This is a genomic window from Paraburkholderia tropica (assembly GCF_914484835.1).
In the GTDB taxonomy this organism is placed as follows: Bacteria; Pseudomonadota; Gammaproteobacteria; order Burkholderiales; family Burkholderiaceae; genus Paraburkholderia; species Paraburkholderia tropica_A.
The window spans coordinates 232,861-248,196 of record NZ_CAJZAR010000036.1; the positions used below are offsets into that span (position 1 = coordinate 232,861).

Here is a 15,336-nt window from a genome sequence, read left to right on the forward strand (position 1 = left end):
TAGCGGCGATGCGTTTCTGGCTCACCGGCGCGGCGGGCGGCGCCGCGATTTTCGCGGCGGCCTTCGCCTGGTCGTATGCATCGCAGGCGAACTCCGGCGCGCCCGCATTCGATGCGCTCAACACCGGGCGGCCGCTCGCGGCGCTCGGCAGCGAGCGTCAATGCGAGCGCTACGGCGGCCTGCCCGCGCGCTGGCGCGACGATCCGAAGGCGGGCATGGTGCATCTGCACGGCGGCGCGTTCGTGTTCGGCAGCACGCGCGGCTATCCCGACGAGCGCCCGGCCGGCGACGGCACGGCGCGCGTGAGCGGCTTCTGGATCGATCAGCACGACGTGACGATCGCGCAGTTCGCAGCCTTCGTCGCCGCTACGGGCTACGTCACCGAAGCCGAAAAGCAGGGCGGCGCGGCGGTCTTTCACGTGCCCACGCGCGAGGAGATGAACGCGCGCGATCTGGCGTGGTGGTCGTGGGTGAACGGCGCGACGTGGCGGCATCCGCAAGGGCCGGACAGCAGCGTCGACGGCAAGGGCAATCTGCCCGTCACGCTCGTCACGCTGCACGACGCGCTCGCCTACGCGCGCTGGCTCGGCCGCGATCTGCCGACCGAAGCCGAATGGGAATACGCGGGCAAGGCGGGGCATCAGGACGCGAGTCTCGACGCCGCGCCCGCCGACGCTCACGGCAAGCCCGCCGCGAACTACTGGCAGGGCGTGTTTCCGGTGCTCAACACCGCCGAGGACGGCCACGCGGGACTCGCGCCCGTGGGCTGCTACGCGGCCAACGACTTCCGCCTCTACGACATGATCGGCAACGCGTGGGAGTGGACCAAAGACGCCTACAGCGGCCCGCATCAGTCGCACACCAACGGCGACACCTTCGCGGTCGCGCCCGCGGGACGCCGCCACGACACGGCGATGGTCATCAAGGGCGGCTCGTTCCTGTGCTCGCGCGATTACTGCGTGCGCTATCGCGCTTCGTCGCGCGAGCAGCAGGAAGCGGATCTCGCGGCGTCGCATATCGGCTTTCGCACGGTGTTGAGGGACCCGGCATGAGGCGCGTGAGACTTGTATCGACGATGCTGTTCGCGGCGTCGGTGTGCATGGCGAGCGCGTTCGCGCATGCCGCAGAACCGTCCGCCGCGCCAACATCGGCCGCGATCCGCGTGGGCGTCACGCCCGGCACGCACGCGCAGATCATGGACGAGGTCAAGCGCGTGGCCGCCGCGCGCGGTCTGCCGCTCGATGTCGTGGTATTCGACGATCCCGCGCGCATCGACGCGGCGCTCGCGGCGGGCCACATCGACGCCGCCAGTTTCGAGGACGCATCGAGCCTCGACGCAACGCGCGCCGCGCACGGTTACGCGCTCGCGGATGTCGCGCCCACCGTCACCTTGCCGATGGCGCTCTACTCGCGGCGTCTGCGCACGCTGAGCCAGCTGCGGCCCGGCGCGACCGTCGCGATTCCCGCCGACGCGCGCGGCACGGCGCGCGCGCTCGTGCTGCTCCAGAACGACACGCTCGTGATGTTCCGCGACAGCGCGGGCCTGCACGCCACGACGCGCGATATCACGGGGAACCGGCTCAAGCTGAAGCTCGTCGCCGTGCCGCGCGCGCAGTTGTTCAAGGCGCTCGACACGGCCGATCTCGTCGCGATTCCGAACGAGGACGCGGCGCGCGCGGGCCTGCAACCGGCGCGCGACAGCGTGAGCTACGAAGACGCGCGCTCGCCCTACGCCGATGTGCTGACGGTGCGCGACGCCGACCGCGCCCGGCCGTGGGTGCGCACGCTGATCGCCGCCTATCACTCCGACGACGTCGCGCATTTCATCCTCACGCGCTACGCCGATTCGGTGCGGCGGCCGTGGTGATCGCCACCGGCTCGCTCGCCTGTAGCGCGTGCGGCCAATGCTGCAACAGCCCGCCCGCGCTCTCGCTGCGCGAGTGGTTCGCGCAGCGCGCGCTGTTCATCGGCAGCATCGCGATCGAGCGCGTGCCGCGGCGCCGCGTGGGCGAACGGCTCGGCGCGGATGGCGCGACGCATGCGCTGAACGAAGACGACGTCGCCGATCACGACGCGCTCGCCGACTCGCTTTTCGCTCGCGCGGGCGCGCCCGACGCGGGCTGGCTCTCGATCACGCTGCAAGGCTACGACTATCCGTCGGTGGCGCGCTGTCCGGCGCTCGCGCCCGATGGCCGCTGCACATTGCACGGCGCCCTGCACGACGAACTTAACGACGCACTTAGCGACGCAACTAAGCCCGCGCGCTGCGCCGCCGTGCCGCTCGATCCGCTCGTGCCCGACCGCTGGCAGCCGCTCGTGCTCGCCGCACGGCGCGCGAGCACGCAAGCGCCGCATTGGCGCGGCGCCGACTGCATCCGCGACGGACTCGAAACCGGCGCGACGCCGCTGATCGAAGCGGGCCGCGTGATCGACTCGCAGGCGCTCGAACGCGACCGCAATGCGCTGGTGTTCGAGCGCGCGCTCTGGCGCGACGCGGTGGCGGCGTCGCTGCTGGCGTCGGCGTCGGCGCACGCCTCGCTGGCCGCGCTGCGCCCCGGCGCGCGGCTCACGATCGCGCCCGTGCCCGCGCTGCTCGCCGTGGCGCGTTTATCGGAAACGTGCCGCGCCGCCTGTATCGACGTGATCGACCGCCAGCGCGCACTGATCGACACGACGATTGCCGCCGCGCTCGCCCGCCGCCGCCTCGACGAACGCGCCATCACGCAGGAATTGCGCGGCTTCGCGCTGGCACACGCACGGGCGCGCGAAGAACTCGCCTCCTCCCAACCTTCCTCCCAACCCTCCTCCACACCCTTCGCGCACGACGCCGAACGCTGGCTCAACCTGCGCTGATCGCAGCGGCCGCGCGCGCGTCGCCGCGCGCCGGATCACACAAATTCGCGCGAAATCGCGCAAAATCGCCCGCCGATCCCACCCCAAAAGCCTCCCGCGCCCGCCCTGCCAAGAGGGTAAATACCGAGAAAATCCTTCGGCGCCGGAAAGCAATCAGAAGGGCTTGCCTTTTTATACTTGCACCCAGTCAATCACAGTACCGCCAACAGGAGACACCCCCGCATGCTTTCCCGCGCCCAGCAACTCGGCCGCGCGCTGATGCTCTGCATCGCGCTGGGCGCCGCCGCGCAGGCGCGCGCGGAGCCGATCCGGCTGATGATGGGCGGCATGTCGAAGATCGTCTACCTGCCGGCCGTACTGGCCGCGCAACTCGGTTATTTCCGCGACGCGGGCGTCGACGTGCAGGTGGTCTCGCTGCCCGCGGGCATCGACACCTCGACCGAACTGATCGCGGGCGCCATCGAAGGCGCCGTGGGTTTCTACGATCACACCATCGACCTGCAAAGCCGCGGCGAGGACGCGCTCTCGGTCGTGGTGTTCCAGCGCGCGGCGGGCCTCGCCGAACTGGCGTCCACGCGCTCCGAAGCGGGCCGCGCGATGCAGTCGATGGCCGACGCGCGCGGCAAGCGCTTCGGCGTGACCGGCTTCGGCTCGTCGACGTGGGTGCTCACGCGTTTTCTCGCCACCCGCGCGGGCGTCGCGCCGGGCGCCTACACCGTCGTGCCGCTCGCGGCCGACACGCGTTTCGCCGACGCCATCGAACACGGCAGCATCGACGCGGGCATGGTCGAGGAACCCACCGCCAGCCGCCTGCTGACGAGCGGCGCGGCGCGCGTGCTGGTCGACATGCGCAGCGTCGAGGGCACGCAGCACTGGCTCGGCGGCCCGTATGCGGGCGCGTGCCTCTATCTGCGCCGCAGCTGGATGCGCGAGCATCGCCGCGAAACGCAGCAGATGGTCCAGGCGCTGGTGCGCGCGCTGCGCTTCATCGGCTCGCATCCGGCGGCGGAGATCGTCGCGCTGCTGCCGCAGGACGTGACCGGCAGCGACCGCGCGGCTTACACGCGCGCGCTGACCGAGGCGCAGCCCGCGTTTTCGCCCGACGGCACGATGCCGCCCGGCGCGCCGCAAACCGTGCTGAACGTGCTGACGACCGCCGGTTCGCGCGTGAGCGCGCGGCACGTCGATCTCTCGCAGACATGGACCGACGAATTCGTGACCGGCGAGCCGCCGCCGCAGCAGCCAACAGGACAAGCAGCACAACCGTAAGCGGGACGAACCCGCCGCAATCACCCGACCGAACACGGCAGATCAACGCAACCGGCCCGCACGACGGGCCAACACACCGGGCAACAAACGGGACGCCTCCTCCGGCCGACCAGGCCGCCACGACGCACACCGCGCCGCGGACGGACGCGCCCCTCAACCAAAGGTATTCGACATGACACCAGCCAGCAGCAGCACCGCATCGGCCAGCGGACATTCCGGCACGGCCGCCCTCGCGCCCGAATCGAAAGCGCGCACCGTGTTTCGCGCGGTGAGCGGCAACTTCCTCGAAATGTACGACTTCATGGTCTACGGCTATTACGCAGCCGCGATCGCGTCGACGTTCTTTCCGGCCGACAGCGAATTCGCCTCGCTGATGCTCGCCCTGTCCGTGTTCGGCGCGGGCTTCCTGATGCGCCCGCTCGGCGCGATCGTGCTCGGCGCGTACATGGACCGCCACGGCCGCCGCAAGGGCCTGATCCTCTCGCTCTCGCTGATGGCCGTCGGCACGCTCTGCGTCGCCGTGGTGCCGGGCTACGCCACCATCGGCATCGCCGCGCCGGCCATCGTGCTGCTCGGACGCCTGCTGCAAGGCTTCTCGGCGGGCGCGGAACTCGGCGGCGTGTCGGTCTATCTCGCCGAAATCGCCACCAAGGGCAATCGCGGCTTCTACTGCGCATGGCAGTCGGGCAGCCAGCAGGTCGCCGTGGTGTTCGCGGCCGCGCTCGGCGTCGCGCTGCACTCGCTCGTTCCCGCGCCGGAAATGCATAGCTGGGGCTGGCGCGTGCCGTTCGTGGTCGGCTGCATGATCGTGCCCTTCCTGTTCTACATCCGCCGCACGCTGCGCGAAACCGAAGAGTTCGAAGCGCGCCGCCATCATCCGGGCATCGGCGAGATCGCACGCGCCATCGCGAGCAACTACGGCATCGTGCTCGCGGGCATGGGCCTCGTCATCATGACGACGACCTCGTTCTACCTGATCACCGCCTACACGCCGACCTTCGGCAAGGTCGAGCTGAACCTCTCGTCGCTCGACGCGCTGCTCGTGACGGTCTGCGTGGGCGTCTCGAACTTCATCTGGCTGCCGATCGCGGGCGCGGTCTCGGACCGCGTCGGCCGCGCGCCGGTGCTGCTGGCCTGCACCGCGCTCGCCATCCTCACCTGCTATCCGGCGATGCAGTGGCTCGTGGGCGCGCCTTCGTTCGGCTCGCTGCTCGTGGTCGAACTGTGGCTCTCGACGCTCTACGCGTGGTACAACGGTGCGATGGTCGTCGCGCTGACCGAACTGATGCCCGCGCACGTGCGCACCACGGGCTTCTCGATGGCCTACAGCCTCGCCACGCTCATCGGCGGCTTCACGCCCGCGATCTCCACGTGGCTGATCCACCTCACCGGCGACAAGGCCGCGCCGGGCGCATGGATGAGCGTCGCCGCGGTGTGCGGCCTCGTCGCCACGCTGTTCCTGTATCGTTCGAAGGCCACGCGCGAACAGTACAAGAGCGCGTAACCCGTAACGGAAGGACCGAAGGACCGCCTGGGCATGAGACTGCTGCTCGTCGAAGACAACGAACAACTCGCGCATTGGCTCACGCGCACGCTGACCGATGACGGTTTCATGCTCGACCACGTCGGCGACGGCGAGGCGGCCGAGGACGCGCTGCGCGCCTCCTCGTACGACGTGGTGCTGCTCGATCTGAACCTGCCGCGCATGTCGGGCAAGGCGCTCTTGCGCCGCATGCGCTCGCGCGGCGACGCCACGCCCGTGCTGATTCTCACGGCCACGGGCGCGATCGACGAAAAAGTCGTGTGTCTGGGTGCAGGCGCCGACGACTACATCGTCAAGCCCTTCGACGCGCGCGAACTCGTCGCGCGCGTCAAGGTGCTGGCGCGCCGCCAGGCGCCCTCGCGCTCGAACCGCATCCGCTGCGGCGACCTGCTCTACGACATGGACAGCCGCCGCTTCTACGTGGAAGAAGACGCGCTCACGCTCACGCCGCGCGAACACGCGGTGCTCGAAACGCTGATCCTGCGCGCGAAGAAAACCGTCTCGAAGGCCACGCTCGCCGAATCGGTCAGCGACGCCGACGCGCCCACCAGCGAGGACGCGATCGAAATCTACGTTTCGCGTCTGCGCAAGAAGCTCGAAAAGAGCAGCGCCACCATCATCACGCTGCGCGGCCTCGGCTATCTGCTCGAAGACGCCGAAGCCGACGAGTGACGCGCCGCGCGAGCCCGACGCATGAATCCCACGGATGAAACCCACAAATAGCCTGCGCGTGCGCCTGCTGCTCTGGCTTGTGCTGCCGATGACGGTGTTCATCGCGGCGGCGGGCCTGATCACGCACGGCAACGCGTGGCGCACCGCGAACCTGCTGCAGGACGACGCCCTGCTCTCGGCGGCGCGCGTGATGGCGGGCGACATCGGCTGGGAAGGCAACACGCTGTCCGCGTCGATTTCGCCGAGCGCCATCGAGATCCTGCGCACGGCGAGCCGCGATCAGGTGTTCTTCCGCGTGCAGGAAATCGGCGGGCCGATCATCGCGGGCACCTCCGATTTTCCGCAGCGCGTGCCCGACGTCTCGCCGCAGTGGTACGACGCGAAAGTGGACGGCCTGCCGATCCGCGCGGTCTCGCTGATCCGGCCGATGTACGACGCGGGCGTGACGCGCCGCGTGGTGGTTTCCGCGGGCCGCACGCTCAATGAACGCGACGCGCTGGCGCTCGCGCTCTGGCGTCCGCAGATGTTTTATTTCGCCGCCATCGTCGCGGCGGCCATCGTGCTCGTGAGCGTCGCGCTCACGCTCGAACTGCGTCCGCTCACGCGGCTCGCGCGCGGGCTGCCCGAGCGCGTGCGCACGTCGTCGGTGCGCATCGACACCGAGCCGCTGCGCACCGAACTGCGCCCGATCGTGAGCGCGTTCAACGAATGTCTCGACATCATCGAGCGCAAGACGGCGATGCAGCGACGCTTTATCGCCGACGCCGCGCATCAGTTGCGCACGCCGCTCACGCTGCTCGGCACGCAGCTGCAGTACGCGCGCCGCCAGCAGGATCCCGAGCGTTTGCACGAAACGCTCACGGCGATGCATCAGAGCAATCGCTCGCTCGTGGGTCTCACGAATCAGTTGCTGACGCTCGCGCAGGCCGAAGCCGCCGATTACACGCAGTTCGAAGGCGCGCGCGTGGACATGCGCGCGGTGGCGACGGGCGTGATCGAACAGCTTGCGCTGCTCGCGCAGCGGCGGCGCGTCGAACTCGTTGCCACGCTCGCCGAGCAGGCCGTGGTGATGGGCAACGAGCAGTTGCTCTCGGTGCTGGTGTTCAATCTCGTCGACAACGCCATCCGCTATTCGCCCGAAGGCGGCACGGTGGCGGTGACGCTGGTGGGCGCGTCGGCCTCCGTGACGCTCTCGGTCGCCGACGAAGGCGCGGGCATTCCCGACGAGTTGCGCGACAAGGTGTTCGAGCCGTTCTTCCGTGCCTCGACGCAGCCGGGCAGCGGGCTCGGCCTCGCCATCGTGCGCGAGATCGCGCGCGCGCATCGCGCGGAGATCCGGCTGGAGCGCGGTGTGGAAGGGCGCGGGACGGCGGCGGTGGTGCAGTTTCCGGTGGGGTGAGGCGGTGGAGGCGTGATAACGCCCGGCACCAGCGCCCGTGGCGCTAACGTCACCGTCGCAATTCGACCGGTCGTTCTTTTTTACGCCGATTCTGCTATCGTGCACGAACCGTCCGGCCGGCCGCGACGGTTTCCCGCGTCATCAAAACGCCATCGCGCCTTCGTCAGACTGCTTCCCGTCGCCCCGACGCGCGTGGACCCATCGAGGACCTCATGAGCGCAGACTTCCAGCATCGTTACGCGTACACCAACGGCATCCGCATGCACTACGTCGAGCACGGCGAAGGGCCGCTCGTGCTGCTCTGTCATGGCTGGCCCGAGTCCTGGTACGCGTGGCGGCATCAGATCGAGGCGCTCGCGGCGGCGGGCTTTCGCGTCGTCGCCCCCGATCAGCGCGGATACGGCGACACCGAAGTGCCGCTCGACACCGCCGCCTACGACATCCTCAATCTGACCGGCGATCTCGTCGGGCTCGTCAACGCGCTGGGCGAGCGCCAGGCGGCGATCGTCGGGCACGACTGGGGCTCGATTGTCGCGGCGCACGCGGCGCTGCTGCGTCCCGATCTGTTCCGCGCGCTGGCGCTGTGCAGCGTGCCGTATCTGCCGCGCTCGCGCGTGCGCCCGGCCCTGCACTTCGCGAGCAACACACAGGAGCATCACTTCTATCAGGACTATTTCCAGACGCCCGGACGCGTCGAGCGCGAGCTGGAAGAGGACGTGCGCCGCGCGCTGCTCGGCGTCTACTACACGGCGGGCGGCGAGAGCCGGCGTCATCCCGAGCACGCGCGCGTCGGCTTCATGGCGTTCCCGAAAAACGCGCGCTTCGTCGACAGCCTCGCCTATCCCGACACGCTGCCGCCCTGGCTCAGCGACGCCGATCTCGACGTGTTCGCCGCGCAGTACCACAAGAGTGGCTTTCGCGGCACCGTCGACTGGTATCGCAATCTCGACCGCAACTGGGCGCTCACGCCCTTCCTCGACGGCGCGCGCATCGTGCAGCCCACGCTGTTCGTCGCGGGCGAGCAGGACGGCGTGATCCGCATGACCGCGAAGGCCTACGACGCGCTCGAAACCAACGTGCCGCGCCTCGCGCGCAAGGTGCTGCTGCCCGACGCGGGCCACTGGATCCAGCAGGAGCGGCCCGCCGAGGTCAACGCGCTGCTGATCGATTTCCTGCGCGGCGAGGCCGTGCAGCGCGAGTTCGACTGAATCGCGCCTCAATCGCGCCTGAGCCGTGCTCCAGCCACCGGCTAGCAGAAAAAACCCGCCTGAAACCCGCCGTCGCGTCCGCCCCACGCGACGGCGTTTATGCGTTGCGCAAATCGCCCTGTCTTGTTATAAATGAAAATAATTCTTATTTAGCAATGTGACCGGGCCGATCCATCGGCTGATGCGCCGGCCTGCCGCGCGGGGTGAAAAAGGGGAAGTTCGATGTCCGCCGTCCAACTCGACGTGCAGCGGGAGGTGCACGCGCTCTACCGTGATCATCACGGCTGGCTGCATGGCTGGCTGCGCCGCAAGCTCGGCAACGCCTTCGAGGCGGCGGACCTCGCGCACGACACGTTCTTGCGCATCCTCGGCGCGCACGAGCGGCTGGGCGCGCTCGAACTGCGCGAGCCGCGCGCCTACCTCACCACGGTCGCGCGCCGCGTGCTGCTCAATCACTATCGGCGGCTGTCGCTCGAACAGGCGTTTCTCGACGCCCTCGCCTGCCTGCCGGAACCGCAGGCGCCCTCGCCCGAGGAGCGCTATCTGATCCTCGAAACGCTGCATGAAGTCGATGCGATGCTCGACGGCCTCGCGCCGCGCGCACGCACGGCCTTTCTGCTCGCGCAGCTCGAAGGGTTGACCTACGCGGAAATCGCCGAACAGCTCGATATCAACGTGCGCACCGTGAAGCGCTATATGGCGAGCGCCTTCGAGGCCTGCTTGCTGATGACGCTGTGAAGCCGCCCTACGTGAGCCGATCCGCCGCGAGCAACGACAGCGCCGCGTTCGCCGATGCCGCCACGCACGCCCAGCACGACGACGACGACGCGCGCCCGCTCGATCGCGCCGTCGCGCGCGAGGCCGCGCAATGGCTCGTGCGGCTCGCCGACAACCCGACGCCCGACGACCTCGCCGCCTGCTCGCGCTGGCGCGCCGCCGATCCCGAACACGCGCGCGCGTGGCGCCGCGCCGAACGTCTGAACGCGAAGTTGCGCGCCATGCCCGCGAATCTCGCGATGCCCGCGCTCGCGCGCGCCGGGCGCCGCGAAGGCGGCGAGCGTGGCGCAAGCGTCACGAACGCCACGAATAGCACAAGCGGCACGCGCCGCTCGGCGCTCAAGGCGCTGACCGTGCTGCTGGCTGCGGGGCCGAGCGCGTATCTGGCCTGGCGCGCGACGCCGTGGCGCGTCTGGACCGCCGACGCGCGCACGGCCACCGGCGAGCGCCGCACCCTCGTGCTCGACGACGGCACGCGCGTCGAACTGAACACGGCCACCGCGCTCGACGTGGCCTTCGATGCGCACGAGCGTCGCGTGCGGCTCGACGCAGGCGAGATCTTCGTCGAGACCGCGCCGGACCGCGCCCCCGACCGCGCCAACATACCGACCAACCCCGGACGCCCGTTCATCGTGCAGACCGCGGACGGCCGCATCCGCGCGCTCGGCACGCGTTTCGTGGTGCGTCAGCTCGGCGACGGCCTCGGCAACGGCGACGACAACGACGCGGGCACCCACGTCGCCGTGCTGCATGGCGCGGTCGAAATCACGCCCGCCGACGCGCCGCATCTCACGCGCGTGGTCAACGCGGGCGAGCAGACGCGCTTCACGGCGCGCTCCATCGACGCGCTCACGCCCGCCGATCCGCACGCCGCCGACTGGACCCAGGGCGTGCTGTTCGCCGATCACGTGCGGCTCGCCGACTTCCTCACCGAAATCGGCCGCTACCGCAGCGGCCTGCTGCGCTGCGACCCGGCGGTGGCGGACCTGCGCATCTCGGGCGCGTTCCAGCTCGCCGACACCGACAGCCTGCTCACGGCGCTGCCCGCCACGCTGCCCGTGCAGGTGGTCTGGCGCACGCGCTACTGGGTGACGGTGGCCGCCGCGCCCGCTGCACCGGCCGTGGTCGACAACACCGCGCGCCGCGAATCGACCTGAAGTCCAACCCCGGCTCAACCGAAGCGAACTGACGACGACGCGCCTCGCGCGCGCCGGTCCTTTGCGCCGGTCCTTTGCGCCGATTCGTTCGCACCTCGCTCGCGCGCACCCACGTCATCGAAAAAAAATCGCCGCGTGCGTGTCCTTGCGTGTCCCCTTTTCCGCGTTCGCGTGTCAAGCACGTATCGACTCACCCAATTCACTCGATCGATCAGGAGTTTTCATGTCCGAACGCCGGCCCCGCCGCGCCTCCCGGGCCGTTGCGCGCCACGCCGCCCGCCGCCGCCTCCACACGCTCGCCTTGCGCGCGATTCCGCTCGGTCTCGTGCTCGGCGGCCTGGCCGCTGCGCCCGCCGCGCATGCTGCCGGTCCCGCAGCCGGACCCGCAGCCGCCTCTGTCGCTGGCTCGACGACTGCCGCCAGCACGGCGGCCGATGCCGCGAAGGCCTACGACATCCCGGCCGGTCCGCTCGGCACCGCGCTCTCGAATTTCGCCGTGCAGGCGGGCGTGAGCGTGCAGCTCGATCCGCATCTCGTCGACGGGCTCGACACGCGCGGTCTGCGCGGCAACTACACGGTGCACGGCGGCTTCAGCGCGCTGCTCGCGGGCTCGAAGCTGGAAATCGCGCAGAGCGCGTCGGGCGTCTGGTTCGTGCGCGCGCGCAGCGCCCAGTCCGCCGCCAACGACGACGCCAGCACGCTGCCCGCCGTCACGGTCGCGGGCCAGGCCGACACCGGCTACGGTCCGACCGAAGGCCTCGTCGCGAAGTGGAGTTCGACGGCCACCAAGACGGGCACGCCGATCCTCGAAACGCCGCAATCGATCTCGGTCGTCACGCGCGACCAGATGAATCAGCAGAACGCGCAGACGCTCAACGCCGCCGTGCGCTACGAAGCGGGCGTGACGCCCGAAACGCGCGGCAGCGTGGCCACGCGCTACGACATGCTGAACGTGCGCGGCTTCAGCGCCGACACCTACTGGAACGGCCTCAAGCAGATCAGCAACGGCATGTACTCGACGCCGCAGGTCGATCCGTATCTGATGGACCGCATCGAAGTGCTGCGCGGGCCGACCTCGGTGCTCTACGGCCAGGCGCAGGCGGGCGGTCTGCTCAATCAGGAAAGCAAGCTGCCGACGGTCACGCCCACGCACGAACTGGGCGTGGAGTTCGGCAACTATCGCCATCAGCAGTTGACGGCCGACTTCTCCGGGCCGATCGCGGGCGACCAGCACTACCTCTATCGCTTCACGGGCATCGCGCGCCAGGAAGACGGCCAGGTGCAGAGCACGCGCAACGAGCGCATCGCCGTTTCGCCCTCGTTCACGTGGCGCCCCGACGATAAGACCTCGCTCACGGTCTACGCGCTCTATCAGCGTGACCCGGCCAGCACGTCGTATGGCAGCGTGCCGTCGGTGGGCACGGCGATCTACGATCCGCTCGGCACCATCGCGCGCGACTTCTACGACGGCGAGGAATCGTTCGAACGCTTCAGCCGCACCCAGGAAGCCGTGGGCCTGAAGTTCGAGCATCGCCTCAACGACACCTGGCAGGTGCGCTCGAACGCACGCTACTATCACATCAGCCAGGACTACCAGAGCGTCTACGGCAGCGGTCTCGAAGACGACGGCCACACGCTCGACCGCGCGTCGATCGCGTCGTTTGAGCAGCTCAATTCGTTCGCCATCGACAACCAGCTCGAAGGCAGCTTCTCGACCGGCCCCGTCGATCACACCGTGCTCGCGGGCTTCGACTATCAGCACTTCGGCACCAACTACGCGACGGGCTACGGCAGCGCGCCGTCGATCGACGTGTTCGATCCCGTCTACGGCGCGACCATCGACATGCCCGCGCTCACCAAGACGCACGCCACGAGCAATCAGTACGGCATCTACGCGCAGGACCAGTTGCGCTACCAGAAGGTGCTGATGACGCTCGGCGTGCGTCAGGACTGGGCCAACACCACCACGCGCGACGTCACCGACAACGGTACGCCGCAATGGCAGAACGATCACGCGTTCACGTGGCGCGGCGGCCTCACGTATCTGTTCGACAACGGCGTGGCGCCCTACTTCAGCTACACGGAATCGTTCGCGCCGCAGTCGGGCACCGACATCAACGGCAAGGCCTTCGATCCCGAGCGCGGCCGCCAGTACGAACTCGGTATCAAGTTCCAGCCGAAGCGCTACAACGCGCTCTTTACCGCCGCGATCTTCGATCTCACGCGCAAGAACCTGCTGACCACCGACGCGGCCAATCCGAACTACCAGTCGGAAGCGGGCGAGGCGCGCTCGCGCGGCGTGGAACTCGAGGCGAAGGTGAGCCTGACGAAGTCGCTCGACGTGTCGGCGAGCTATACGTACCTGAACACGGTCTACACGAAGGACAACAGCGGGCTGCAAGGCAAGCACCTTGCCGCGATTCCGTCGAACCAGGCCTCGCTGTGGGCGTATTACACGATTCACGGCGGCCCGCTCGCGGGTCTTTCGTTCGGCGGCGGCGGCCGTTACACGGGCGCGACCTATAGCACCGACAACAGCTTCGAAGTCCGAAGCTTCTTCCTCGTCGATGCCGCGCTGCGCTACGACCTCGGTTACGCGATTCCGCGCATGAAGGGCGCGGAGCTTTATATCAACGCGCAGAACCTGCTGAACAAGACCTATGTGGCCTCGTGCTACTACGGCAACTGGTGCGCGTATGGTTACGGCCGCCAGGTGTTCGCGGGGATGAACTACCGCTGGTAATCGCTCCGGCCGATCGGGCGGGCGCGCTCAACCGGCTTGCGCGAGCAGGCTGGGCGCGCCCGCGTGGCGATGCAGCCAGCGAATCATGTCCGAGTGCCTGACGACGCCGACGAGCCGCCGCGCGTCGTCGAGCACGGGGACTTCGTAGTACGCGTGATCGGCGAAAATCGGCACGAGGCTCGCGAGCGGCGCGCCGCGATGCACCGCATGCACGCCGGCCGCCATGACGGCCTCGACCGTCTCTTCCATCTCATGCGTGCGGCGGCGCAGCACGCGCCATAACGCGCGCAACCGCCGCATTCCTCCCTCAGGCCGCCGCGCCGCCAGTTCCCGATGCGTCACCACGCCGACCACGCGATGCGCGTCGTCGACCACGGGCAGCGCATGCGCGCCGTGCCGGTGCAGACGCTCCCACGCGGCGTGGCGCGCCATCGTCAGCGGCACCGCGTGATCGGCGGCCGTCATCAGGTCTTCGCAGGTCAGTTCGTCGAAAGTTCTGGCGTGTGAAGTCGCGGCCTGCCTTGCCGCTTGTTGTGCGGCTTGCTGTGCGGCTTGCTGAGCCGCCGCGAGCGCAGCCGCCACATCGCGCGGATAGCGATGGCCCGTGAGCGCATGAAAGAGCAGCGCCGCACCGAGCAAGGCCATCGACTGGAACGCGATGGGCGCCGCCACGAAGCCGAAGCCCAGCGCATGCACCGGCGGGCCGCCGAGCACGGCGGTCAGCGCGACCGCGCCCGAAGGCGGATGCACGCAGCGGCACACGAACATCGCGCAGATCGCGAGCCCCACCGCGACCGCCGCGGCCACGACCGGCGCGCCGATCCAGCGCGCGCACGCCACGCCCACGAGCGCCGAGACGAAGTTGCCGCCGAGGATCGACCACGGCTGCGCAAGCGGGCTCTCCGACGCGCCGAACAGCAGCACCGCCGAGGCGCCCATCGGCGCGACGAGCATCGGAATGTCGCCCGCGCCGCCGAACACCAGATGGGTGGCGACGCCCGTGAACGCGATGCCCAGCAACGCGCCCGCCGCGCGCCGCGCCCCTTCGCGCCACGACGGCGCGGCGGGATGCGGCTTGAAGCGCTTGAGCCAGGCGAGGAGCGCGGTGCGAATCATGCGGAGTCCGGTAAAGGTCGCGGTGAAGAAGGCGTGAAGCCAGCCTACCCGCTCGCCTGACATACCGATAATTGATCTTTCTGAGCGTATATATAATTCATCGTTAATGCATGTTTTGTCGCATGACAGGTTTGCGTGTAGCCGTGGAAGTCATTGCCTGTGAACAGCGCGTTCACATAGGCCTGGTAACGCATCACCATTCCAGCCTGCAATTGAACTTGCCTTCGTGGCAGGACTACGAAGAATGACGACACAACGAATCAATTGACCTTGTTACCGACGTTCGTCCGGTTGTGATGTAGCCGGAACGCTGGATGCCGCCTGTTCGGGTGCGTCGATGAACTCGATGGACTCAAGCAGCTTGATGACCTGCGGCAGCACGGATTCTTTCGACCTTATCAGAAAAGCCACGGCCTGTACTGACCCGCACAGTGCAAGTTGTTTGTGGGGGATACAGAAATTGAACGCACGTGTGCGTTGCCGCTCGTCGCCGTTGGTCTGATCCTGCGTCGTACCCGCCCCCACCCACCCGTTGCCGCGAAGGAGATATAACGTTGTGCGCTGGCTGGGTAACGCAGGATTGTTGAGGTGCGTGCAAA

12 protein-coding genes and 1 pseudogene are annotated in these 15,336 nt (G+C 68.7%); 11 read left to right on the top strand and 2 right to left on the bottom strand.

Annotated elements, in window-relative coordinates:
• The first annotated feature begins 8 nt into the window (after positions 1 to 8).
• From LDO54_RS08195 to LDO54_RS08245, 11 genes are all read left to right on the top strand, one after another.
• Positions 9 to 1,052 (top strand): formylglycine-generating enzyme family protein, encoded by a 1,044-nt coding sequence (locus LDO54_RS08195; RefSeq protein WP_224009026.1) that lies wholly within the window; start codon positions 9 to 11, stop codon positions 1,050 to 1,052.
• A 47-nt stretch (positions 1,053 to 1,099) separates the two neighbouring features.
• Positions 1,100 to 1,867, top strand: coding sequence for a MetQ/NlpA family lipoprotein (locus LDO54_RS08200; protein ID WP_224009070.1), 768 nt, complete (start codon positions 1,100 to 1,102; stop codon positions 1,865 to 1,867).
• Positions 1,864 to 2,853, top strand: coding sequence for a flagellin N-methylase (locus LDO54_RS08205; RefSeq protein WP_436975528.1), 990 nt, complete (start codon positions 1,864 to 1,866; stop codon positions 2,851 to 2,853). The genes LDO54_RS08200 and LDO54_RS08205 overlap by 4 nt, the downstream gene beginning before the upstream one ends.
• 222 nt (positions 2,854 to 3,075) lie before the next feature.
• Positions 3,076 to 4,122 carry an ABC transporter substrate-binding protein gene (locus tag LDO54_RS08210; protein ID WP_224009030.1) on the top strand — a complete coding sequence of 349 codons (1,047 nt, stop codon included), beginning with the start codon at positions 3,076 to 3,078 and terminating at the stop codon, positions 4,120 to 4,122.
• A gap of 172 nt (positions 4,123 to 4,294) precedes the next feature.
• On the top strand, positions 4,295 to 5,626 hold the full coding sequence (locus LDO54_RS08215; RefSeq protein WP_224009032.1) for an MFS transporter: 1,332 nt from the start codon (positions 4,295 to 4,297) through the stop codon (positions 5,624 to 5,626).
• Positions 5,627 to 5,659: 33 nt separating this feature from the next.
• Positions 5,660 to 6,337: a response regulator transcription factor gene (locus LDO54_RS08220; RefSeq protein ID WP_224009034.1), complete on the top strand. Its 678-nt coding sequence runs from the start codon at positions 5,660 to 5,662 to the stop codon at positions 6,335 to 6,337.
• Between the two features lie 34 nt (positions 6,338 to 6,371).
• On the top strand, positions 6,372 to 7,736 hold the full coding sequence (locus LDO54_RS08225; protein WP_224009035.1) for a sensor histidine kinase: 1,365 nt from the start codon (positions 6,372 to 6,374) through the stop codon (positions 7,734 to 7,736).
• Between the two features lie 212 nt (positions 7,737 to 7,948).
• Positions 7,949 to 8,944, top strand: coding sequence for an alpha/beta fold hydrolase (locus LDO54_RS08230; protein ID WP_224009037.1), 996 nt, complete (start codon positions 7,949 to 7,951; stop codon positions 8,942 to 8,944).
• A gap of 222 nt (positions 8,945 to 9,166) precedes the next feature.
• Complete coding sequence (locus LDO54_RS08235; RefSeq protein WP_224009040.1) at positions 9,167 to 9,682, top strand: sigma-70 family RNA polymerase sigma factor; 516 nt, start codon at positions 9,167 to 9,169, stop codon at positions 9,680 to 9,682.
• An 11-nt stretch (positions 9,683 to 9,693) separates the two neighbouring features.
• Positions 9,694 to 10,878 carry a FecR domain-containing protein gene (locus LDO54_RS08240; protein ID WP_224009041.1) on the top strand — a complete coding sequence of 395 codons (1,185 nt, stop codon included), beginning with the start codon at positions 9,694 to 9,696 and terminating at the stop codon, positions 10,876 to 10,878.
• 223 nt (positions 10,879 to 11,101) lie between these two features.
• A complete protein-coding gene (locus LDO54_RS08245; RefSeq protein ID WP_224009043.1) occupies positions 11,102 to 13,621 on the top strand; it encodes a TonB-dependent siderophore receptor in 2,520 nt (839 codons plus the stop codon).
• 27 nt (positions 13,622 to 13,648) lie between these two features.
• On the opposite strand, the gene LDO54_RS08250 is transcribed toward LDO54_RS08245, so the two are convergent.
• Complete coding sequence (locus tag LDO54_RS08250) at positions 13,649 to 14,737, bottom strand: HPP family protein (protein WP_224009045.1); 1,089 nt, start codon at positions 14,735 to 14,737, stop codon at positions 13,649 to 13,651.
• Positions 14,738 to 15,010: 273 nt separating this feature from the next.
• Positions 15,011 to 15,336, bottom strand: a pseudogene (locus LDO54_RS08255) (hypothetical protein); the annotation flags it as partial.